The following is a 21,721-nucleotide window of genomic DNA, read 5'->3' on the forward strand; positions in this document are numbered from 1 at the left end:
GTCCTCCGTTGCTGCCGGATCGAGGAGAGATGGCTGTCACCACCTGTACACGAACTCCGGCCGAGCTGGGTTCAACCGTCGTCCAGCAGGCCCCCGCGCTGCTGGCGCAACTCGCGCTGCTGACCCTGCTGACCGTGACGACCGGCCTCGGCCTCGCCGGCTGGGCGGTCGGCGTGGCCTACCTGCTCGGGCTGCTGGTCCTGCTCACCCAGGGCGCGTGGCGGATCCGGGTCTACCGGCTGGGCCCGGCCGACCAGGTGACGCTCGCCCGCGCGGCGCTCATCGGCAGCGTCACCGCGCTGGTCGCCGACCGCCTGGGCGGGCACCCGCCGCTGACCCTGATCGTCCCCATCGCGGCGGTCGCACTGGCCCTGGACGCACTAGACGGCTACGTCGCGCGCCGCACCGGAACCGCCTCCGCGCTCGGCGCCCGGTTCGACATGGAAGCGGACGCCTTCCTGATCCTGGTGCTAAGCGTCCTGGTCTCGACGTCCGTCGGCCCGTGGGTACTGGCGATCGGCCTGATGCGGTACGCCTTCGTGGCCGCGGCGCGCCTCTGGCCCTGGCTCCGGGCACCGCTGCGCCCGAGCTGGGCCCGGAAGGCGGTGGCGGCTCTGCAGGGAATCGCCCTGACGGCCGCGGCGGCCGGGTTCGCCCCGGCGGTCCTGGCGGGCCTCGCGGTGGCGACGCTGAGCTGGTCCTTCGGCCGCGACGTCTGGTGGCTGTACCGGAACCGTGCCGCCTAGGGCCGGAATTCCCGCCGGCATTCTCTCGGGCCCGGGTTCCGGCTTCGGAAAGCGTGCTTCTCGCACTGTCGTGGCTCTTGATTTCGCAGTGCGTGAAAAAGAGCCAGCCGCTTGTCCCTCGTCGCGCCGGCTAGGCGGACTACTGCAGGTCAAGCGGCTGGCTCAGGGATGCGGTATCGGCCCCCCTCAGGCTGATCGCCAACCTCCCAATGCCCACCATAGCGGTGCCGGAATACCCGTGCTTAACCCGTCCGTGGATAACGGGTCCGCATTCCTCTTCGCGTATCTGTCACTAAGCCAATAGCGTCGGGAATTGCTCTCTAGCTGCGGATCCGTCGCGATTAGCAATCGCAAAAAGAAACCGTACGCGGATCCTGTTGCCTCAGCCCTTCGCACTCAGCTGCCACGACACGCCCCATCGGTCGTTCACCCAGGCGAACGGGCCGAAGCCGTAGTCGTCCAGCGGCATCAGCGTTCCGCCGCCTTCGCCGAGCGCCTCGTAGAGCCGCTTGAGTTCGTCGGTCGACTCGACAGTGACGAACAGCGAGGTCGACGGGGTGAAGTCGAAGGCGTGCTGGACGAAGCTGTCGCTGCACCGCACGCGCTGCCCGGCGACGGTGAACTCGGCCATCACGATCGTCCCTTCCGGACCGGGGCCGTCGGCGCCGTAGCGCTCCTCGGACAGCACGGAGTCGCCCGGAAACAGCGACGTGTAGAAGGCCATCGCCTCGGCGGCGTCGCGCTTCTGGAACATCAGGAACGGGACGAGGTCGGTCATCGGGTCGCCCTTTCTCGGGGTTGGGGTCCCGTCGAACGTCGCATTGACAAGAAGTTTTGTCAAGCGCGCAGCACGACGCACGCGAAGCCGAACGAGTTCCGGTAATCCCGGAGCCACTCGTCCCGGTGGGTGGCCGCGGCGGCGAGGGCTTCGGCCTGGTCGGGGTCTTCCGGGTGGTCAACGGCCCATTCGGCGACGCTGCCGGTCCACGACCATTCGTAGGCGTTCAGTTCGCCCCTGGTGCTGGTGTGGCCGTGGGTCGGCGTCCAGCCGGCGGAGATCACCTGGTCGAGGAGTTCCGGCAGGTCGGGCAGGTCGCCGAAGATCTCGAGCGCGGCGGGCGTCGGCGCGGATTCCCAGTAGGCATCGCCGATCAGCGCCCGGCCGCCGGGGCGGACGTGGGCGCGGAGAGCGGCGAGGGTGTCCGGCAGGCCGCCGAAGGCGTGGGTGGCGCCGATGCACAGGACAGTGTCGAACTCGCTCGCGGCGGGGAATTCGGTCGCGGGCTGCTGGTGGAGGGTCAGGCGGTCGGCGACGCCTCGTTCGGTCGCCGCGGCGCGGGCGCGGGAGAGAGCGAATTCCGAAGTGTCGACGCCGACGGCACGGAGTTTCGGGTACGCGGCGAGGGCGCGGATGAGCCATTCGGCACCGCCGCAGCCGAGGTCTAGAACAGCGGCGTCCTCGCGCGGGATGCTGCGGTCGAGCAGGCGCTGGACCTCGTCGTCGCTGATCGGGGACGCGATGGGATGCCGGGTGTGGGCGAGTGCGGAGAGTCGTTCACGGTTCACGTGCGGCAGGCTGACACGCGGTGCCTCGGCCGCGCATCCCGATTACGAGCGGGTGCGCATCGACCCCGACGGGGCGGTCCCGAGCACCCGCGTGGCGACCCAGGCGAGACCGTCGGCAGTCTCGGCGGGGGTACCCGACGGCTGCATCACGTGGCTCAGCACCGTGCGCACCACGAGGTCCATGACCACGGTGAGCTGGCCGTCGTCGAGTGGTGGTGCGTAGCTGCGGACCCGGCCGCGCAGGACGGCTTTCGCTTCGGTCAGCAGGGTGCCGGCGCGGGTGGTCAGCAGGGGCAGGAATTCGTTGTCCGTGCCGTGGGTCGCGGAGGCGATGGCGCGCAGCAGGATGTTGTCGTCGGCCAGTTCGAGCACCTCGCGGACGGCGTCGTAGATCGCTTCGACCAGGTCGGCCGGGTGGCGGTCGAACGCGGTGCTCACGACGGCGAGGAACCGGCGCAGTTCGTGCGAGATCATCGCCTCGGCGAGGGCGGTTTTCGAGCCGATCTCGTTGTAGACGGTCTGCCTGCTCACCCCGACCAGTTCGGCCAGCCGCGCCATGGTGACCGCTGACCAGCCGGACTTCGCGGTGAGTTCGATGGCGGCGGTGATGATGGGCTGCCGGTACTGGCCGCCAGTGGGCACCGGAAGCACGCTCATGGCGGTCATTCTATGCGGCCGTTTCGAGTGCGAAGGCGACTGCCTCGGACCACGGCGCTCGCGCGGCGATCCGCTTGCGGTACTTCATGATGTCGCGCGGCCGGTCGACGGTGAATGCGCCGACGAGCCGGTCGCCGCGGCGGTACAGCGCGGTGAAGCCGTGTTCGGCCGGGACCGCGACGACGACCTCGTCCGCGCGTGGGGTCCCGACGAATTGGATGCGGTGCGAGTACCAATCGGACCAGAAGTACGGCACGGCGCTGAACATCCGCGCGCTCGCGGGGTCCAGCGCGTGCCGAGCCGCGGCCGCACCCTGCTCGGCCGCGTTCGTCCAGTGCTCCAGCCGCATCAGTTCGCCGTCGAAGAGCGCGTTCGCCACGTGTGCGACGTCGCCCGCCGCGTAGACGCCGTGTGCCGCAGCGAGGGTGCCGTCGCAGATGACGCCGCCGTCGCGTTCGTGCAGCAGGAGTCCGCTGTCACGCAGCCAGCCGGTGGCCGGGACCGCGCCGATCCCGGCGACGACCAGGTCGGCGGGCAGGACCTCGCCGGTGGACAGCTGGACGCCGGTCACCGCGCCCTTTTCCTCAGTAAAGCCGGTGACCCTGGTGCCCAGCAGGAGGTCGGTGCCTGCCGCGCGATGCAGATCCGCGCAGACCTCGCCGACTTCAGGGCCGATCGCGCGTACCAAAGGCGTTTCCAGGGTTTCCACAACGGACACTGGTAGGCCGCGTTTACGGGCGGCTGAGGCCACTTCCGAGCCGATGAAACCGGCTCCGATGACGACTGTCCTAGCACCACTGTCCAAAGCGGACCGAATGGCTACCGCGTCGTCGGCGGTGCGCAAGGAGTGAATGCCGGAGATCTCCGCGGTGCCGGGGAGAACTCGTGCGGTGGCTCCGGTGGCGATGACCGCGGTGTCGTAGGGGACGGTCGCGTCGGCGGTGTGGATCTCGCGCGCGATCGGGTCGAGGCCGGTCGCGGGAGTACCCAGCTGGAGTTCGACGCCGAGGCCGCGCAGGTCGTCCTCGCTGAGAAACGGTTCCACCGCAACGGGTCCGTCGGGGGCGAGGAAAGCCTTCGACAGCGGCGGCCGGTCGTAGGGAAGCCGATCCTCCGCGCCGATCAGCACGATCCGGCCGTCGTATCCGGTCCGCCGTGCCGATTCGACCGCGCGCAGTCCCGCCAGCGACGCGCCGACCACCGCGAGCGTCATGACACGAGCCGCAACGCGAGCACCGGGCAGGCGTCGACGGCCGCGGCGAGGTCGGTCCGGTGCTCTTCGCCGGGGTCCCCGTCGAGCACGACGACCGTGCCCTCGTCGCCCACCTCGAAGAAGTCCGGGGCCATCGCTTCGCACATGCCCAGGCCGTCACACTTGTTCAAATCCGCTTCGATCCGCATCACACACTCATCCTTCCGGGAGCGACGAAGTCGACCTTTTCCCTTACCCCGCAGTCAGGACAGCACCAACTGTCCGGAATGGACGACCACGGCGTACCGGCCGGGAAGCCTTCGCGCGGGTCGCCGCACTGCTCGTCGTAGACGTATCCGCAGCCGGGGCACATGCCGCCTTCGCTGGCGTCGCCGCGCACATCGTCCAGCACGGCCACCGTTTCCGTGGCGGAAGAGCCATACCGGGCAAGGACTTTCTCCCGCTTCGACGGCTGGATGTTCGCGCGGCTGATGTCGCCCTCGAAGTGGTTGAGCACCCGCTGGTCCATCACCCGGCGCCACAGCGGCGGGAACAGCGCGAGCACGATCATCCCGGCGTACCCGGTCGGCAGCACCGGAGATTCGGCGAAGTCGCGCAGGGTCTGGTAGCGGCGGGTCGGGTTGGCGTGGTGGTCGCTGTGCCGCTGCAGGTGATACAGCAGGACGTTGGTGGCGATGTTGTTGGAATTCCAGCTGTGGCTGGGATCCACGCGCTCGTAGCGACGCCGCTCCGGCGGGCCGACCTTCTGCCGCCGCATCCCGTAGTGCTCCATGTAGTTCACGACTTCCAGCAGCGAGAACCCGATCACCGCCTGGATCACCAGGTACGGCAGGATCCCGACGCCGAGCCACGCCACCATCGCCACCCACAGCACCGCCGACATCAGCCACGCGTTGAGCACGTCGTTGCCGATCCGGAACGGATGCTTGTCGCGGCGGGCGTAGCGCTTGCGCTCCAGTCCCCACGCGGATTTCAGCGAACCGAACACGGTGCGCGGCCAGAACCGGTAGAAGCTTTCGCCGACGCGGCTCGACGCCGGGTCCTCCGGGGTCGCGACGCGCACGTGGTGGCCGCGGTTGTGCTCGATGTAGAAATGCCCGTAGAAGCTTTGCGCCAGCGCGATTTTCGACAGCCACCGCTCGTGGCTTTCCTTCTTGTGGCCCAGTTCGTGCGCGGTGTTGATGCCGATCCCGCCGATGCAGCCGATCGAGATCGCCAGGCCGACCTTGTCCACAACGGACAGTTCGCCGCGGGCGATGAGCCAGAACGCGAAGACGAACCCGACGTACTGGATCGGCAGGAACAGGTAGGTGATCCACCGGTAGTAGCGGTCCTGTTCGAGCCGCTCGATCACGTCGTCCGGCGGATTGCTCCGGTCGAGTCCGGCGACCAGGTCGATCGCCGGCACGATCGCGAGGATCACGATCGGCCCGATCCAGAACCAGACGCCCCAGCCGGTCGCGGCGTGCAGGCCGATCGCGAGGAACGCGAGCGACGGCACGACCAGCCCGATCAGCCACAGGTACCGCTTCTTGTCGGTCCAGCGTTCGGTCGACCCCAGCGGCACCGTGCCGGTCATCTCGCTCATCGCGCCCTCCTCCGTTGGCTGGCTTTACACGAAGGTAAGACATGTACACCGAGATTGACAAGAGGTGTTGAAATGTAAAGTTGCCCCGATCGGGTGGATCCGCAGGTCGAGCGGTCCGTGAGGGGAACCCTGAGGGACTCAGCGTCCGTGAAGGTGGCCCTCGCGGACGACGATTCCGTTCGGCCGGGCCCGGCGCGAGCCGCGACGGCGCCTTCGACCTGGGTGGGTCCACTCGCGACCGAGTGGACACCCAGGTCGGGGGTCCGATGCCGCGCCCGGGTGCGGTCTTGGAGGGGCTCGGAGTCCACGCCGGGGGTTTAAAGCGGCGTTATAGGTGCTGCTGAGGCGTATCCGCCCAGGCGGAAGCGACTGGCGGACCGGGTTGGTTTTGCGCGGGGCCGTCGCGGGTGGCGGGAGTTGGGTGTGTCGACCGTGAGGGGCACCCTGGGGGGATCAGATTCCCCCAGGGTGCCCCTCACGGACTTGACGAAATGTGCATTCCGGCATTAATCGGGCATTTCGCTGGCCTGGGTGTCCTTTATGGGCGGTCGGCAGACTGAGGCCACCCGGCTGGGACTTGAAGAAGCGGTCAGCGAGCCGCGGTTACTCCGTGTCCACCGACAGAAGCCGGTGCCCGTCCCAGGTGAAGCGGGCGGTGGTGACCGCGTCGTCACCGTCGGTGCCGGTGATGAGCTGGTGGATCCCGATCCCGCTGAGTTCCTCGTATACGCACCATTCGTGGTCGGACGTGAGCATGAGGTCCAGGTCCAAGGCGGACAGGAGGGCGAACACCTGGCCGCGGTTCGTCGTGTCGACGCCGACGAAGACCTCGTCGAGAAGGATGATCCGCGGCGCCGCGGGCACGGCCTGGTAGTGCGCGGCGACGGCGGCGAAGAGCGGCAGGTGAAGCGCGATGGCCTTCTCCCCGCCGGACAGCGCGCCGTGCAGTTTCCGGGTCAGCAGCTGCCAGCCCTCGCCGTTGGCCCGGTCGACCTTCACCACGAACCGGTGCCACGCGGTGTAGTCGAAAACCTTGGCCAGTTGCTGCTCCCAGCCGGTGGCGGTGTCGTCGGCCTTGGCCTCCTCGATCCGGTCGCGGAAGAACTGGTGCAGGGATTCGCGATCGGCGGCGGTCAGCCGGACCGGATCCTTCAGCAGGAGGTCGCGGGCCGCTTTCGTGCCGGGCGGAAGGTCGGTGGCGACCTGCCAGACCAGCCGGACCGCGACCTTCGACGCGGTCCGTACCTGCTCCAGCCGGTTGTTCATGTTCTCGACCAGTTCGTTCGCCTGGCGGATCCGTGCGGCGAGGTGCCGTCGCGTGTCGCCGGTCAGGGTCTGGTCGAAGAGTTCTCGTTCCCGTTCGGTGATCTCGCGGCGGCTTTCGCCTGCCTCCTCGGACAGGATTCTCAGCAGTTCGGCGGCTCCGACCCGGATCCCGTCCACCACGGCGGTGAAAATCTGGACGTCCTCGTCTGCTTCGAGGTCGAGGTCGGCGCGGGCATGGAGAACGTCGCGGCACGCGTGCATGGACTCGGACAGCCGGTGCAGCGCGTCGCCGATGTTGCTCGGGGAGTGCGGAACACTCGGCCAGGCAGCGGTAACCAGCCGTGCGGCATCCAATGCGGCGCGGACGCCGTCGCTAGTGCCGAGGACGGTTTCGAATCGCTCGAGGTCGTTGAGGCCGCTGTCGGCGGGGAACACCCCGGACGCCAGCCTGCGGAAGCGGAGCGCTGCCGCGTCGCGGTCGGCCACCGCTTTCTCGTGCTCGGCCGCGTCCGTCTCCCGGCGGTTGCGCCATTCCCCGACCTCGATCGCCAACTCAGTGTGCCGGTTTTGCGTGGACTTCCGCGAGGTTTCAAGTTCGTCGAGGTGCACGCGAAGCTCTTCGATCTTGGCCGCGACCTCGCGATACTCGACGCCGGCAGTGCTGTCTACCGCTTCGAGGGTTGCCGCTAGTTCCAGATATTCCTCCTCGGCCTCCGCCGCTTCTTCTGCTCGCTGACGGGCATCGCCAGCGGATCGGTCCGCCTGCGTCGCGAGGGAGCCGAGCACTTGCCGCGCTGAGCGCAGGTCGTCGTGGCTTTCCAGCCAGTTCTCGCACGCGGTGTGGAACGCGCGGGTGGCCGAAACCAGATTCGCCAGCGCGGCGCGCTCTGCTGGCATCCCGTGTTCAGCGGCCAGGGCGGTCAACGTTCGCAGGGCTGCCGCGACCTCGCGTTCTCGATTGCCTACCCGGTCGATGCGCTCGCGCACGAGCTGATCGGCCGCGGCGAGTCCGATTTCCGCTCGGTCGAGGTGCCTGGCGGCGGCGTTGAGAGCCGTGTGCGGAGGCAGGCTTGCCCGCTCGTCGCGCACGGTTCGCCGGCGTAGGGAGAGTGCGGACAGTTCCGCCTCGACCTCGGCTATTTCCGTGCCCAGCAAGAGGATTTCGTTTCGCAGTTCCTCGATCCGCAGCTCGCGAGCGCGTCGGCGGGCAGCCGCGCCGATGTAGGCCGGACGTTCCTTGTGCCAGCTGCCGGTGAGGTTGCCGAGCCGCCACGATCCGTCCGCTCCGATCGCCGCGGGGCCTGCTGCGGGCAGCACGTCGTCGAAACCCACGGAAGCGAGCAGCTTGCGCACCGCGGGTACCGGGACCTCGCTGTCGGGCTCGGGGGAAAGGACGTCGGCGAGCGAACGTCCGGCCGCCGGGGGCAAGGCGTCCGGGTCGGCGAAGACGTCGTGGCCTTGCACCTCTCCGCGCGAACCGACCCACGCGTCCAGCAGTCCCGCGCCTTCGAGCGCGGCTTCGATTCCGGCGCGGTCGTTCTCCGGACTGGCGGCGGAGAAGTCGACAAGCCGCCACAACGGTGCACCGGCCATCCGCGTCCGATCAGCGGTGCGGGTCGGCGGCGCGAGCGGGGGAAGGTCCTTTTCGGACTGGAGCCGGGCGATCTCGGCACCGCAGTCGTCCCGGCGCTGCCGCAGTTCGGCCACCCGCGCTTCGCGGGAAGCCTCCTGCCGGGTGATGTCCTCCAATGCGGTGTTGACCGCGTTCTCGACCTCGGCGTTCAACGCCCGTTCTGATTCGAGGAGGTCCAGCAGCAGGTCAGACTCGGGAAACGCCAGTTCGCGGCAGGCGCTTGCCCACGCGTGCACATCGGTGCGCAGTTGTTCCAACGCGGCTGTCTGCTGCTCCGCGGCAAGGTCCAATTCTTCTTTCGCCGTGGAGAATGCCGACCTGGCTTGTTCCAGCTCCTCCTCCGCTTGCCCTCGGCGCTCGACGGCGCGCTCATGGCCGTCCAGCGCGTCGTCGACTGCCCTCAGCTGCTCCTCCCGGCTTTGCACGGCGGCGCGCAGCAACGGCCGGGCCGCTGCCGGGTTGTCGCCGTCCAGCTGCGCCGCGATCTCACCGTGCGCGCTGGCCATTCCGGCGCGCGCGGCGGCTTGCCGGGTTTCGCCGTCCAGGTTCCGTATGTGCTCTGTCCGGCGCTGGACGTCTTGCTCCGCACTGCTCCTGGCGCGCTCGTCTTCCTCCGCCGCTTTCTTTTTCCGGCTGGACTCGGCCGTCAACCGCTCCGCCCGGGACTTGGCGTCGCCGGTCCGCCTGCGAAGGAGTTCCAGCTCCGCACCGCGCTGGTACGCCTCGCTCTCGATCAACCCGGTCTTGCGGGCGGACGAGGTGCGGATCTGCTTGCTCAGTTCTTCGATCTGCTGCCCGGCGGCTTCCTTTTCCCGCGTCGCGGTTTCGTATCGGTCCGCCGACTCGTGCGCCGTCGAGGCCCGCTTCTCCATCTCGCTGGTGGCTGAGGTCAGCGCGCCCGCGCCGGCGCGCAGCACCCGCTGGGCGTAGGTCCGCTGCCGGGCGGCCAGCGTGCGGGTCGATTCGACCAGCTCCTCCAGCCCCTTCAGCCGCTCGTGGTGCTTGTCCAGCCTTTCGAAGCCCTCGGCGAGATCGGCGATCTCCTGCTGGCCCAACGGCGGGAGTGCCTTGGAAAGCAGATCGGACAGCATGCCCGGGTCCAGCCGTTGCGACAGCTTCGGCATGCGGAGCTGGAGCAAGGCGAGGATCAACGCGTCGAACCGCTGTTCGCTCAGTCCAGGAAACAGCGTGGTGCGGACTTCGGCCCGGTAGTCGGTCGCGTTCCCGTGGAGCGTGCCTTCGGTGCCGAGCCGTTGTTCGAGCACCTGCCGGGTCAGCGGCTGACCAGAGTCGTTGACCAGGCTGATGCCGCCGGGATCCCCGATCCGCTGGGTGGTGGTGAAATAGTCCGGGTGCACGGTCGAGGTGCGGGAACTCGCCTGAAGCCGTGCGCCGCAGGTGAACCACTTCTCCGGGGTGCCCGGGAAACGGAACTCCAACCAGACGTAGCCGACCCGGGTCACCCCGGTCGTGCCTTCGCCCATGAGGTTCCAGTGCATCGTGCGCTCGCCGGTGCCGAACGTGGACAGCCTGTTCGCGCGGAGGCTCGCGTCGAAGAGGAACGGAAGCAGCAGTTCGAGTGCCTTCGACTTCCCGCTGCCGTTCGGGCCCCGGAGCAGGAGCCTGCCGTGGTGGAATTCGAAGACCTCGTCGTAATACCGCCAGATATTCAGGATTCCGGCGCGAGCCGGTTGCCAGCGGTCCGTCTGGCGCGAGAACGAGTCCTCGGCATGCCGGGGGAGTTCAGTGACGGTCATCCTGACGCTCCTTCGGAGTCGGCGGTCCGGGCTTCGCGAACGGTATAGCGCGCTGCGGCGGGAAGCGGCCGGACGATGCCGGAAGACACCTGGGCCAGCCCGAATGACATCAGTACGTCGATCGCGTCGGAGGCCAGCCGGGCGGCACCGTCTGGACCGCGATATCCCTCGGCCCATCGAGGGAAACGGCTGAGCAGCTCGGCCGCTTGGACGCGCAGCTGCTCGACCGTGACCGGACCGGTGAGCGTTTCGAGCAAGAGGAGCGCTGCGACTTTCGCGTTGCCCGCGTCGTCGGGGAACCGGGAATCCGTCGCGACGCTCTCGACGTCCACCAGCAGCATGCCCTCCGCCCGCTCTTCCAAGACGAATCCGCCCTGTTCGGCCGCTCGGCGAAGCAGTTGCCGTCCGGTCGGCGAGGCGAGATACGCGCGTTCGGCATTGCTGAGGTCTTCGAAGTAGAGCACGGGATCGTCGACCAGCCGACGGAAAACTGAGTGCCGGAGCCAAAGATTGCGCTGTACCTCCGATTGTCCGGGACGGTCGCTGTGCGTGCTGGACACGCCGTAACGTCGTTCGCGGGACACCGCGGCGAGGAGTTCCTCGAAGCGAAGCGCGACTTCGTCAAGCGGCACCGCGAGCCGAGAAGGTCCGATCGGTGCGGACAGCAAGCGCAGCAACAGCGTGCCGTCGATTTGGTACAGCACCTTGGCGTCGGTCGATTCGACGAACGCTTCGGTCGAGCCGTCGACCGCGTCGAGGATGCCGTAGTGCTCCAACAGCCGGAGGACATCGACCAAGGCCCGCCGTTCTTCGCGGCTGGCGGTGTCCAGGGCCGGGATCGCTTCGTCGGCGGCGGTGGCTTGAACCACTCGTTTCGCGAGCAGCCCGATGGTGGTCACCGGCGTCGCGAGCAGCTCCGCCGCGGTGACGCACAGCAGCACGTAACGTCGCCGGTCGAACGGAGCTTTTCCGGAACGGAGCCGGCGCAGCGGCCGGCTCGGATCGTCGGCCACCCGCACCTTGGCCAGCCGGGCGTAACCGAGCCTCGGCTCGATCGTCAGGGCCCATCCGCAGTAGTAGTCGAACCATTGGCGGATTGGTTCGCCGCGCCGCCGGATCAAGTCGAACGCGTCCGGCTTGCCGCGTTCGGTGATCAGCGGGGTGGCGAGGAGCTGGCGGATTCCGAGCGCGACCTCCTCGCGCTCGGCCGCGGCCAGCTGATTCGCCAGCTGGCTCATGACGCGCCTCCGCTCGCCCTGCGGGCCCTGCTGACGCCGCCGGTGCGGATCTCGATCTCGTAGTCGGGTCCGTGGAAGAGCCCGCGCGGAGTCGAGAGCCTCGCTACGGCTCCGTCGGCTGGCGGAAGGAGCAGGATCTCGATCCGGCCGTCGGAAGTCGTGCTCTGCCGGACCCCGCCTCGGCCTGGCGCGGTGCCGAGGGCCCGGCCGAGCAGATCGAGCAGCCTTTCGAACACCGCGTGGTCGAGCCTGCCGAAGGCGGAGAGCCGGATCGGCCCGCCGGTGTCGAGCAGGTCCCAGGCGGCTTCCAGCTCGGCTCGCTCGGCGCGGGCCTGCTCCGCCCTCGCCGCCTTGATCGCGGTGACGTCGCGGACCTTGCCGGTGCGGCTGAACCGTTCGGTCTTCCCGGAGGTGCGGAGCAAGGGGGAGACCTCGACCGGCGGAGCTTCCTCCCACGACGTGCTCGAGCTGATCAGCTCGGGATCGGGATGGGCGAGATGGGCGTGCCGCGCCGAGCTGAGCCCGAAGACCGTCGACCACAACCGGTGCAGGTCGCCCTGAGCGGGGACGACGGCGAACCACCTGGCCAGCTCGCGGAAATCGGCCGCCGCGCTGCTGGCTCGCCGCCGGGACTCGGTGATCCGGTCGAGGACTTGCAGCAGCGTGATGATCGCGCGCCGGGCGACGACATGCAGCTGTTCGGCCCGTGGCGTTGCTCCGTCCGACGGCAGGAACCAGGCCCGCAGTCCGTCCCAGCGAGCCCGGCGGTGGGCCAGCCACTCCGGACCGGGATCGGCTCCGGCGAGCCGGGGGAGGTCCGCGCCGACCAGCGCGCGCTGGTGCAACAGCCCGACCCCGCGGTCTTCCACCTGCTGGATCCGGACGCTGATGGTGTGTTTCCGCTGGTCCAAGTCGGTCAGGAACTCCTCGAGGTAGGCCACTGTGGACGCTTTGACCTCGTGGAAGGTGGCGAGGGTGGCTCCTTCCGAACGCAGCAGCCGCTGCAGCTCGCCATTGAACTGCTTGGTGTTCGCGCGCAACGCTTCGAGATGGCTTTCCAGTTCGGTCAGAGCGGTGAACACCCGGCGATCCGAACCGGCGTCCAGTTCGCGCGCCAGGTCGGCGAGCCGGTCGGCGATCGCGTCGAGGACGGCGGTCTGCAGCGCTCCGGCCGAGGCGAGCATGCCCATCGCGTGCACGACGCCGGCGAACGCGGCTTCGCCCTGCCTGGTCAGGGAATACTGCAGGTTGCGCCGCTCGTACTCGGCGGCTGACCGGTAGTTCTCCGAATGGTTCTGGACGATGTCGACGAGATGCCACGCGTGCAGCTGCTCCAGCGCCCGCCGGAGTTCCTCGTCTTCGAGCGCGTCGAGCCAGCCGACCGAACGCAGGCGCGCCCGGACGTCGTCCAGCCCGAGGGAAGTCTCCAGACGCTCGTTCGCCTCTCCGAAAGCGTGCAGCACCGACACGTACAGCCCGGCCAGGTCTCCGCTGGTGAAGCGGAACATCTCAGGCGGGACACGGATCGGGTCCATGCGTCCTCCCGCGGTCGTCACCGGCAACGGTACGGGAGGGCACCGACACTTCAGCCGTTCGGCCGCGTTGGCCTCGATGAGGTTTCTCGGCGGCGTTGTATGCGCCGGTCCCGCGCCTGCAGAGGTCCGTGAGGGGAACCCTGAGGGACTCTGATTCCCTCAGGGTTCCCCTCGCAGAAGACCAAACCTCGCGCCCAGCTCGCCAAGAGCGGCACGGGCCCTGGTCAGCCCGTCCGGCCTGGACAAGACGAGCCTCAACGGCACCCGCAGCGCCGCATTACGTCCCTGGCATGGGACTTAGATGCCCTCGGGTCGGCTACCAGGCCCGACGGCCGACGGAGCCACGCACGCCCGTCGTCGACACTGCACTCGCTACTGGGCAAACCTCGACGGGGAGGCCAGTCGCTCGATGATCTCGTCGAAAAGGCGGTCGGCGACACGCTCCTCCGGCACGGTTTTTCCTTGCTCCGCCAGGTGGATCGCCAGTTCCGGGTCCCAGGGAACCGGGGTCACCCTTCCGGGCGCGGGACCGTCGGCGACCGCGGCGAGGTAGTCGGCGCTCGTCATCCGCCAGGGCTTCGCACCCGTTCGGGCAACGACATTCGCAGCGATGCGCAGTCCGTCGCCGTCGAAATCGCCGTGGTAGTACAGGGTTGTTCCGATTTGCGCTAGCTGCTTCAGCAACGCGACGCCGGCACTGCTCGGCCAGCCGGACGTGCAGACCAGCGGCGGGCAGGAAGTGCCGAAGCGGGCCAGTGCGAGGGCTAGCACGCTGGGATTCTCGAACACCCAGACCGTGCTCGGCGCGGTCGCCAGGCTGGTGCGACGGAGCTGCTGCAACGTCAAGACCGCGGCTGTTCCCGCGTCGCGGCAGGCATCGAGGACCCGCCCGACGACGTGGTCGCCAGGGAGCCGGAGCCCGGCCGCGAGCACGGTTGACGACAACTCGTCGTCAGCGATGCCTGCTCGTTCCCACAGCGCACGACGTTCGGGCGCGTCCGCTGGCAATGGCACGTCGTAGATCGCGCTCAGCGCTTTGAGGACGAGATTCGCGGTGCGGGTGCCGTCGTCCAGCGCGTGAGTCGCGTCGAGTACGGAATCGGCGAACACCGGCAGTGGCATCCCCGCGGCGGGCAGTTCGGACAGCACGCGCAGCGCCCGTTCGAGTTCGAGCCGGGTGCGCTCGATCGAACTGTCGATCAAGCCGGCCCGGCGGATGCCCGACGTCCACGACCGCAACGCTGGTTGCGCGGTGATCACGGGATGGCCGTCCAGCCATTCCCACAGGCTGGCGCGTGCTTCCGCGGTCTTCCGGCGATCCTCCGCGCGGTTGCCGATCGGGCCGACCAGCCGCGTGACGACTTCGCGCGCCCCGACGCCCGCGACCTCGCGAAGGGCCTCGTCCAGCCGGGCCAAGGCGATGCTCGGGTACTGGCCGGGAAACTGTGCCAAGCCGAGCAGATCGGCGACGGCTGTCTGCTGCTCGGAATCGAGCGGGCCGACCCGGACGCGGCTGACCGGAAGCCCGGACGAGAGCCGGGCGTGCACCGCTTGCCACACCGGAGCCAGCGCCGCGGGAAGCCGCTCGATGGGGGTCACCACGGGAGTGTAGGTGTCGTGAGTGGCAATCCCGGTTAGAACCGTGATCGCCACTCACGACGCGTGCCGCAGCACCTCGACCACCGGGTCCAGCCGCGTGTCGGCGGTGCGCCGGAGCAGGAACGTGGTCAGTGTGGCGACGAGATCGTCGATCGGCAGCACCGCGCATTCGTTCGGATCCAGTGCCAGCACGGTCGCGGATTCGATCGGCACGAGAGTGAAGCTCTTGGTGCTGCGCAGGAAGATCAACAGCCCGCTGACGTCGGAGAACTGGGCTTCCGGATCGACCAGCACGCCCCGGGCGGCGAGCTGCTCGGCGCGCCGGGAACCGAGGTCCCAGTGTCGCGGGCCCTGCAGGTACTGGAATCCGCGCAGGTCGGCCAGGGTGAGCGAGGTCCGGCCGGGGAACCGGGACGCGTCCACCACCGCGCCGAGCGGTTCGCGGTAAAGGACGATCGTGGACAGCCGGTCGTCCGAAGTGCCCAGGTGGGACACAGCGAGGTCGAGCGAGTTGCTGAGCAGCGCCGATTCCATGCCGAGCGACGGCATCTGCCGCAGGGTGAACCGGTAGGAGCCGTCCAGCGCCCGGATCGACTCGCTGAGCTGGCGGCGGTGTGCGGGGTTGAGCACGTCGGGGATGGCGAGGCGGACGTCGGCGCGCTGGTCGCGGGTGCGCATCCGGTCGGGGATCGCGTCGAAGCCCGAAACGACCGATTCGGCGAGCGGTAGCAGTGCCTCACCCGCTTCGGACAGCCGGGTGTGGTGGGTGGAGCGGTCGAAGAGCGGTTCGCCCAGCTCGCGTTCGAGGTCGCGGATGCGCTGGCTGAGCGGCGGCACCGACATGTTCAGCGACCGCGCGGCGCGGGTGAAGTTCAGCTCGCGCGCGACCGCGAGGAAGTACCGCAGGTGGTGAATCTCCACGAGGAGCAGCGTACCCACGGTGTTATCAGCGTGGTCATACCGATCTGATGCACTCGGTCATTCCCTTCCGGTGAGCAAGCGCTTAGCGTCAGTGGTGAAGCCAAAGATCGTCAACGGGAGGACCGCGAAGATGGATGCCACCGGACCGCTTTCCGGGGTGAAGGTGCTCGACCTGTCGTCCGCGGTGATGGGCCCGTACGCCACGCAGATCCTCGGCGACTTCGGCGCCGACGTGATCCGGGTCGAACCGCTGCGCGACGTCGCCCGGCACTCGCCGGCCAACACCGGCCGCACGCCCGGGATGGCCCCGCTGTACATGCAGGTCAACCAGAACAAGCGCAGTATCGAAATCGACCTCAAGGACCCCGCCGGCCGCGAAGACCTCTTCGCCCTGCTCGCCGACGCCGACGTCCTCGTCACCAACATGCGCGCCGCCGCCCTCGACCGGCTCGGCCTCGGCTACGAGCAGCTGCGCGAACGTTTCCCGCGCCTCGTCTACGCCCACGCGCAGGGCTTCGCGCCCGGCTCGTCGCGCGCCAACCGGCCCGCCTACGACGAGGTCATCCAGGCCACGTCCGGCCTGGTCAGCCTGCAGGACCGGGCGGGCGGCACGCTCCAGTTCGTCCCGACCTTCATCGCCGACAAGACCGCCGCGCTCTACCTGCTCAACGGCGTGCTCGCGGCGCTCTTCGACCAGCAGCGCACCGGCAAGGGCCAGCAGGTCGAACTGGCGATGGCCGACGCGATGATCGCGGTCAACCTCGTCGAACACCTGGCTGGCGACGTCTTCGTCCCGGCCGCCGGCGACGTCGGCAACCCGCTTTCGCTCAGCGACACGCACGCGGCCATGCGCACGGCCGACGGCGGCGCGATCGCCGCGGTGCCCTACACGAACGACGCCGTGCGGACGCTGCTGATCGGCGCCGGGCTCGAAGACGCCGCGGCCGATCCGGCCTGGGACTCCCCGGTGATCGACCGGGAGATTTTCACCGCGGGGGTGGAGAAGGTACTGGCCAACTCCGCCAGCCGCACCACTGCGGAGTGGGAGGAGTACCTGACCGCCCACGACGTTCCGTACGCGGTCGTCGTCGACATCGCCGACCTGCCGGCCGACCCGTACGTTCAGGAAGTCGGGCTGATCACCGAGCGGGAACACCCGACCGAGGGCACGATTCGCGTCGTGGAGAGCCCGCTGCATTTCTCGCGGACCCCGGCCGGGTTCCGCAGGCACGCCGAACGCGCCGGAGCGAGCACCGCCGAAGTCGTCGGGGCCGTACGCACCACTGAAGGGGTTTGATCGATGGATCTCGAACTGTCTAAAGAGGACCTCGCGTTCCGCGACGGATTGCGGGAGGTGTTCCTCGGCGCGATTCCAGAGGAAATCCGCAAGCGCAGCGCACTCGGCTTGATCACGCGGGACGACATCGTCACGAGCCAGCGGATTCTCAACGAGCACGGTCTCGCGGTGCCGCACTGGCCGGTCGAATGGGGCGGCAAGGACTGGACTCCGACGCAATCCCACATTTACGCGTCCGAACTGCAGCGCAACGGCGTGCCGCAGCCGCTCGCCTTCAACGCGAGCATGGTCGGCCCGATCATCGCCGAATTCGGCAGCGAGGAACAGAAAAAGAAGTTCCTGCCCGCCACCGCGAATCTCGACATCTGGTGGTCGCAGGGCTTCTCCGAGCCGGAGGCCGGTTCGGACCTCGCCGGGCTGCGCACCACCGCTCGCCGCGACGGTGACCACTACGTCCTTAATGGACAGAAGACCTGGACCACGCTCGGCCAGTACGGCGACTGGATGTTCGTGCTCGCGCGGACCAATCCGGACGCGCCGCGCAAGCAGCAGGGCCTGTCCTTCCTGCTGCTCGACCTGAACACGCCGGGCATCGAGCGCCGTCCGATCAAGCTGGTCGACGGGTCCGCCGAGGTCAACGAGTTCTTCTTCGACAACGTGGTGATTCCGGCGGAAAACCTCGTCGGCGAGGAGAACAAGGGCTGGACGTACGCGAAGTTCCTGCTCGGCAACGAGCGCAACGGCATCGCGCAGGTCGGCACCGGTCAGCGGATCTTCGCCGATCTCGCCGCCGCGGCCGCCGAACTGCCCACTGAGGACGGTCCGCTCGCTGACGACGCCGAGTTCCGCGCGGCCATGCACACCGCGAAGACCACGCTGCTCGCGCTTGAGGCGACCCAGATGCGGGTCACCGCCGCTTCGGAAAACGGCCAGCCGAGCCCGGTGTCGTCGCTGCTCAAGATGGAAGGCACGCAGGCGCTGCAGGCACTCACGAAGCTGCGTATGCGCGCGTCCGGTTCGGACGGAATGCTGCTGGACACCGATTCCCCGGTGCGAGCCGACGAGGCCGCGATGGTGGCCGCGGCGCAGTACCTGAACCAGCGGAAGCTGTCGATTTTCGGCGGCTCCAACGAAATCCAGCGCGGCGTCATCGCGAAGACGATCCTCGGTCTGTAAGGGACGGCGACTCATGAACCTCGAATTCAACGAAGACCAGAAGCTGCTGTTCGAGACCGTCGACACGGCGGTCGGCCGCGGTTACCCGGCAGGCGGCCGCGCGGCCGCGACGAGCAGCGAACTCGGCTGGAACGATCAGGTCTGGAGCACCCTCGGCGAGCTGGGTCTCGCCGGTCTCCCGATCTCCGCCGACCACGACGGCGCCGACGCCGGCCCGGTCGAGGTCTACGCGACGCTGGAGGCGATGGGCAAGCACGCGGCGGCCGAACCGCTGCTCGACGGTGTGTTCCTGCCGTCGTGGATCATCGCGGAGCTGGGCACCGACGACCAGGTCAAGGAGCTGCTGCCGGTGCTCGCTGCCGGGAGCACCACAATCGCGGTCGCGCACGCCGAGCCGGGACGTCCGTGGGGCGTCGCGCCGTCGGTGTCGGCGGCCGGTTCCGCGCTGACCGGGGTGAAGTCTCCGGTGCGCAATGCCGATCAGGCCGACAAATTCCTGGTCACCGCGGTCGGCGAGAACGGCCGGACCGGGGTGTACCTGGTCGAGGCGACCGCGGCGGGCATTACCCGGGTGGACGGTCGCGCGGCGGACTGGGGCCACACGTCGCAGGTCGAGTTCGCTGGTACGCCAGCGGTTCTGCTCGGCACCGCGGACTCCGACGCGCCGGCTGGGCTGCGTCGCGCGTTCTCGCGGGCGCGGGTCGCGGTGACCGGCGAGGCGATCGGCCTGATGGAGACCGGGCTCGCGATGACCGTCGAATACCTCAAGACCCGCAAGCAGTTCGGGGTTCCGCTGTCGGCGTTCCAGGCGCTCGTGCACCGTGCTGCCGACCTGTACGCGAAGGTCGAGCTGGCTCGTTCGCTGGCGCTGTGGGCTACCGCGACGGTCGAGGCGTACGACAACGGTGCGTCCACAGTGGACCTCGATACCGTGGCCGACGACGCGTTCGTGTTCGTCTGCGACGCGGCGACGGCGACCGCTGAGGAGATCGTCCAGCTGCACGGCGGGATCGGAATGACTTACGAATCGGAGGTCGCGCACCACGCGGCGCGCCTTATCGCCATTACGGAGAGTTACGGCGGAGTGAGCGCGGCCCGTCGCCGCGCGCTAGCGTCGGACGCGTTGCTGACGCCGCCGAGCGCGCTGCTCAACAACGCGGACGCGGTCACCGCCTGAGAAAGGAGTGCGCCATGCCGGTCGTCGCGATCGTCGGCGCTGGGGTCATCGGAGTGTCGTGGGCTCGGCTGTTCGCCGAGGCGGGCTGGACGGTCCGGGTCAGCGACCCGCGTCCTGACCTGGGCGAAATCGTCGCCCGGGACCTCGCCGGACTGCCCGCCACGGCCGTCGCGGACCTCGCGGAAGCCGCTGAAGGGGCCGACTTCGTCCAGGAGTCGGGCCCGGAGCGGATCGAGCTGAAGCGGGAAATGTTCGCGACGCTCGCCGCCGCCACGCGCGACGACGTAGTACTGGCGTCCTCCTCCTCGTCGCTGTTGCCCTCGGTGATCGCCGAGGGCAACGCGGCGGCGGCGCGGATCGTCATCGGGCACCCGTTCAACCCGCCCGAGCTGATGCCGCTGGTCGAGGTGGTGCCCGGAGCTTCGACCTCTTCGGAGACTGTGGCGAAGGCCGTCGAGGTCTACCGCGGGCTGGGCAAGAAGCCGATCACCCTGAAGAAGGAAGTTCCCGGGTTCGTCGGGAACCGGCTGCAGAAGGTCTTCAACGACCAGGCGATGTACCTCGTGCAGCAGGGCGTGATTTCCGCGAGCGACCTGGACGAGCTGGTCAAGGCGTCGCTCGGGCCGCGCTGGGCGACCATCGGGCCGTTCGAAAGCATGCACCTCGGCGGCGGCCCGGACGGGATCCGGCACCTCGTTACGCACGTCGGCTCGCAGATGAAATTCGAGATCGGCCGCCCGGACCGGGAGCATCTCGAAACGGTGATCGACGAGGTCGAACAGACCTACGGCACCGCGGACACCTACTCGGCGCGGGTAGAAGCGCGAGACAGCCGTACCCGCGCGCTGCTGGACGCGCTGGAGAAGGAATGACTCTCACCGAAAAGCTCGAAGCCGCGCTCGCCAAACCAGCCACCACCGACGAATACGATTTGCATCAACCGCTGGCCGATCTTCTCGGCTCGGTCGGGTTGCAGGAATCCGACGCCGGCGGCCGGATCGAATTCACCGGAGCCGACCCGGTCTTGCCCGGCGCACTGCGTCTGGCCGGCGCGACGTCCATCGCGCTGGCCGCGAAATCCGTTGCGGTGGCGAAGATCTGGCAGCTGCGCGGCGGGCGCGGCCAGGACATTTCGATGGACCTGCGCACCGCGCCGCACCGGCTGTGCCCGTTCTACGACAAGAAATGGGAACTGCTCGACGGTTACCCGCAAGGAGATCCGGCGCGCGTCGACCCAGCGTTCGGCACGGATCGGTTCTACGCCACCGCGGACGGCCGCTGGGTGCACCCGATCAGCCCCTATCCGAAGCTGCGTAACGACGCTGCCGCACTACTCGGCGTTCCGGAACGGGATGCCGTGGTGCAGCAAGCGATCTCGCAGTGGAACTCCTTCGAGTTGGAGGACGCTGCCGAAGCCGCGGGCGTCATCATGCCGGTGGTACGCACGACTGAAGAGCTGATGGCGAGCGAGCAGTACCAGTCGGTGCTGTCGACGATGCCGCCGGTGATTGTCGAGCGGATCGGCGATAGCCCGCCGGAACCGTTGCACCGCAACCCTTCCACGCCGCTCGAAGGAATCCGCGCACTCGGCCGGGCGCACATCATCGCGGGTGCCGGCTGCGGCCGGGCGCTGGCGTTGCATGGCGCGGACGTGCTGAACGTGTGGGATCCGGGCGAATACGAACTGCCGCTGCTGTACGCGACGTCCAATGTGGGCGTTCGCTCCACCCGGCTAGACTTCCGTCGCCCGGCCGACCAGGAGCGGATGCACTGGCTGCTGACCGGCGCGGACGTCTTCTACGCCAACCGCCGTCCGGGATACCTCGCGCGGCACGGCCTTGACGCGGAAACCGCCGCCGAAATCCGGCCCGGCATCATCCACGCCGAAGTAACCCTCAACGGCAGCACCGGCCCGTGGTCCGGTCGCGTCGGCTTCGACCAGACGGCGGGCTGCCTGTCCGGCGTCATGCTGCTGGAAGGCGAGGGCGGAGTTCCGTCGCTGCCCGCGGTGCCGGTGGTGAACGACTACATCACGTCCTGGTTCCTGCAGCTGGGAATCCTGCGTGCCCTCATGCTCCGCGCCGAATGGGGCGGTTCGTACCGGGTGCAGGTTTCGCTGACGCGCGTCGCATTGTGGTTGCTGAGCCTGGGAATCTTCGACAAGTCGTACGCCGCCGAGGTCGCCGGGGTCGCGCCCGGACACGAGTACTTCGATCCCGAGACGTTCACTGCGGACACCCCGCTCGGCCGCTATCGCGGCGTCACCGAGCAGATCCGGATGTCGGAGACGCCGGGCTATTACACGAATCCGTTGATCCCACGGGGATCGCACCGTCCAGAGTGGAGGTGACA

General features: G+C 68.7%; 17 protein-coding genes. 6 read left to right on the forward strand and 11 right to left on the reverse strand.

Features of this window, described 5'->3' with window-relative positions; translation table 11 throughout:
* The first annotated feature begins 29 nt into the window (after window positions 1-29).
* Window positions 30-746, forward strand: a complete 717-nt coding sequence (locus ACFSVL_RS02185) for a CDP-alcohol phosphatidyltransferase family protein (protein WP_378299880.1) — start codon at window positions 30-32, stop codon at window positions 744-746.
* A 382-nt stretch (window positions 747-1,128) separates the two neighbouring features.
* Here ACFSVL_RS02185 and ACFSVL_RS02190 read toward each other — a convergent pair whose 3' ends face one another.
* The 11 genes from ACFSVL_RS02190 to ACFSVL_RS02240 all read right to left on the reverse strand — a co-directional run bounded on the left by ACFSVL_RS02190 (window position 1,129) and on the right by ACFSVL_RS02240 (window position 15,719).
* Complete coding sequence (locus tag ACFSVL_RS02190) at window positions 1,129-1,524, reverse strand: VOC family protein (protein ID WP_378299882.1); 396 nt, start codon at window positions 1,522-1,524, stop codon at window positions 1,129-1,131.
* Window positions 1,525-1,583: 59 nt separating this feature from the next.
* A complete protein-coding gene (locus ACFSVL_RS02195; protein WP_378299884.1) occupies window positions 1,584-2,312 on the reverse strand; it encodes an SAM-dependent methyltransferase in 729 nt (242 codons plus the stop codon).
* A gap of 42 nt (window positions 2,313-2,354) precedes the next feature.
* Window positions 2,355-2,978: a TetR/AcrR family transcriptional regulator gene (locus tag ACFSVL_RS02200; RefSeq protein ID WP_378299886.1), complete on the reverse strand. Its 624-nt coding sequence runs from the start codon at window positions 2,976-2,978 to the stop codon at window positions 2,355-2,357.
* A gap of 1 nt (window position 2,979) precedes the next feature.
* Window positions 2,980-4,182: an NAD(P)/FAD-dependent oxidoreductase gene (locus ACFSVL_RS02205; RefSeq protein ID WP_378299888.1), complete on the reverse strand. Its 1,203-nt coding sequence runs from the start codon at window positions 4,180-4,182 to the stop codon at window positions 2,980-2,982.
* Entirely contained in the window at window positions 4,179-4,370 is a 192-nt protein-coding gene (locus tag ACFSVL_RS02210; RefSeq protein ID WP_378299890.1) for a ferredoxin, read from the reverse strand. Before ACFSVL_RS02210 ends, ACFSVL_RS02205 begins: the two co-directional genes overlap by 4 nt.
* Entirely contained in the window at window positions 4,370-5,770 is a 1,401-nt protein-coding gene (locus ACFSVL_RS02215) for a fatty acid desaturase (protein WP_378299891.1), read from the reverse strand. The genes ACFSVL_RS02210 and ACFSVL_RS02215 overlap by 1 nt, the downstream gene beginning before the upstream one ends.
* Window positions 5,771-6,373: 603 nt before the next feature.
* Window positions 6,374-10,426 (reverse strand): TIGR02680 family protein, encoded by a 4,053-nt coding sequence (locus tag ACFSVL_RS02220; protein ID WP_378299893.1) that lies wholly within the window; start codon window positions 10,424-10,426, stop codon window positions 6,374-6,376.
* Window positions 10,423-11,664 (reverse strand): TIGR02678 family protein, encoded by a 1,242-nt coding sequence (locus tag ACFSVL_RS02225; RefSeq protein ID WP_378299895.1) that lies wholly within the window; start codon window positions 11,662-11,664, stop codon window positions 10,423-10,425. Before ACFSVL_RS02225 ends, ACFSVL_RS02220 begins: the two co-directional genes overlap by 4 nt.
* A complete protein-coding gene (locus ACFSVL_RS02230; protein WP_378299896.1) occupies window positions 11,661-13,199 on the reverse strand; it encodes a TIGR02677 family protein in 1,539 nt (512 codons plus the stop codon). Before ACFSVL_RS02230 ends, ACFSVL_RS02225 begins: the two co-directional genes overlap by 4 nt.
* 372 nt (window positions 13,200-13,571) lie before the next feature.
* Window positions 13,572-14,798, reverse strand: a complete 1,227-nt coding sequence (locus ACFSVL_RS02235; protein WP_378299898.1) for a TIGR02679 family protein — start codon at window positions 14,796-14,798, stop codon at window positions 13,572-13,574.
* Window positions 14,799-14,852: 54 nt separating this feature from the next.
* A complete protein-coding gene (locus ACFSVL_RS02240) occupies window positions 14,853-15,719 on the reverse strand; it encodes a LysR family transcriptional regulator (RefSeq protein WP_378299899.1) in 867 nt (288 codons plus the stop codon).
* Window positions 15,720-15,849: 130 nt separating this feature from the next.
* Between ACFSVL_RS02240 and ACFSVL_RS02245 the strand changes: the two genes are divergently transcribed.
* Genes ACFSVL_RS02245 through ACFSVL_RS02265 form a run of 5 tightly spaced genes read left to right on the forward strand, consistent with a single transcriptional unit; the run spans window position 15,850 to window position 21,719 of the window.
* Entirely contained in the window at window positions 15,850-17,016 is a 1,167-nt protein-coding gene (locus ACFSVL_RS02245; RefSeq protein WP_378299901.1) for a CaiB/BaiF CoA transferase family protein, read from the forward strand.
* Window positions 17,017-17,019: 3 nt separating this feature from the next.
* Window positions 17,020-18,192: an acyl-CoA dehydrogenase family protein gene (locus ACFSVL_RS02250; protein ID WP_378299902.1), complete on the forward strand. Its 1,173-nt coding sequence runs from the start codon at window positions 17,020-17,022 to the stop codon at window positions 18,190-18,192.
* 13 nt (window positions 18,193-18,205) lie between these two features.
* Window positions 18,206-19,369, forward strand: coding sequence for an acyl-CoA dehydrogenase family protein (locus ACFSVL_RS02255; RefSeq protein ID WP_378299904.1), 1,164 nt, complete (start codon window positions 18,206-18,208; stop codon window positions 19,367-19,369).
* A 14-nt stretch (window positions 19,370-19,383) separates the two neighbouring features.
* A complete protein-coding gene (locus tag ACFSVL_RS02260; RefSeq protein ID WP_378299906.1) occupies window positions 19,384-20,241 on the forward strand; it encodes a 3-hydroxyacyl-CoA dehydrogenase NAD-binding domain-containing protein in 858 nt (285 codons plus the stop codon).
* Window positions 20,238-21,719, forward strand: coding sequence for a CoA transferase (locus ACFSVL_RS02265; RefSeq protein ID WP_378299908.1), 1,482 nt, complete (start codon window positions 20,238-20,240; stop codon window positions 21,717-21,719). The genes ACFSVL_RS02260 and ACFSVL_RS02265 overlap by 4 nt, the downstream gene beginning before the upstream one ends.
* The last annotated feature ends 2 nt before the right edge of the window (window positions 21,720-21,721 follow it).

It is taken from the genome of Amycolatopsis silviterrae (assembly GCF_042684085.1).
GTDB classification, from domain to species: domain Bacteria; phylum Actinomycetota; class Actinomycetes; order Mycobacteriales; family Pseudonocardiaceae; genus Amycolatopsis; species Amycolatopsis silviterrae.

Bases quoted from the DNA above. Each gene is read 5' to 3' on its own strand.
- ACFSVL_RS02215 (WP_378299891.1), bottom strand. From the start codon at position 5,770: ATGAGCGAGATGACCGGCACGGTGCCGCTGGGGTCGACCGAACGCTGG.
- ACFSVL_RS02230 (WP_378299896.1), bottom strand. From the start codon at position 13,199: ATGGACCCGATCCGTGTCCCGCCTGAGATGTTCCGCTTCACCAGCGGA.
- ACFSVL_RS02210 (WP_378299890.1), bottom strand. From the start codon at position 4,370: ATGCGGATCGAAGCGGATTTGAACAAGTGTGACGGCCTGGGCATGTGC.
- ACFSVL_RS02225 (WP_378299895.1), bottom strand. From the start codon at position 11,664: ATGAGCCAGCTGGCGAATCAGCTGGCCGCGGCCGAGCGCGAGGAGGTC.
- ACFSVL_RS02205 (WP_378299888.1), bottom strand. From the start codon at position 4,182: ATGACGCTCGCGGTGGTCGGCGCGTCGCTGGCGGGACTGCGCGCGGTC.
- ACFSVL_RS02265 (WP_378299908.1), top strand. From the start codon at position 20,238: ATGACTCTCACCGAAAAGCTCGAAGCCGCGCTCGCCAAACCAGCCACC.
- ACFSVL_RS02255 (WP_378299904.1), top strand. From the start codon at position 18,206: ATGAACCTCGAATTCAACGAAGACCAGAAGCTGCTGTTCGAGACCGTC.
- ACFSVL_RS02200 (WP_378299886.1), bottom strand. From the start codon at position 2,978: ATGACCGCCATGAGCGTGCTTCCGGTGCCCACTGGCGGCCAGTACCGG.
- ACFSVL_RS02260 (WP_378299906.1), top strand. From the start codon at position 19,384: ATGCCGGTCGTCGCGATCGTCGGCGCTGGGGTCATCGGAGTGTCGTGG.
- ACFSVL_RS02245 (WP_378299901.1), top strand. From the start codon at position 15,850: ATGGATGCCACCGGACCGCTTTCCGGGGTGAAGGTGCTCGACCTGTCG.
- ACFSVL_RS02220 (WP_378299893.1), bottom strand. From the start codon at position 10,426: ATGACCGTCACTGAACTCCCCCGGCATGCCGAGGACTCGTTCTCGCGC.
- ACFSVL_RS02250 (WP_378299902.1), top strand. From the start codon at position 17,020: ATGGATCTCGAACTGTCTAAAGAGGACCTCGCGTTCCGCGACGGATTG.
- ACFSVL_RS02190 (WP_378299882.1), bottom strand. From the start codon at position 1,524: ATGACCGACCTCGTCCCGTTCCTGATGTTCCAGAAGCGCGACGCCGCC.
- ACFSVL_RS02185 (WP_378299880.1), top strand. From the start codon at position 30: ATGGCTGTCACCACCTGTACACGAACTCCGGCCGAGCTGGGTTCAACC.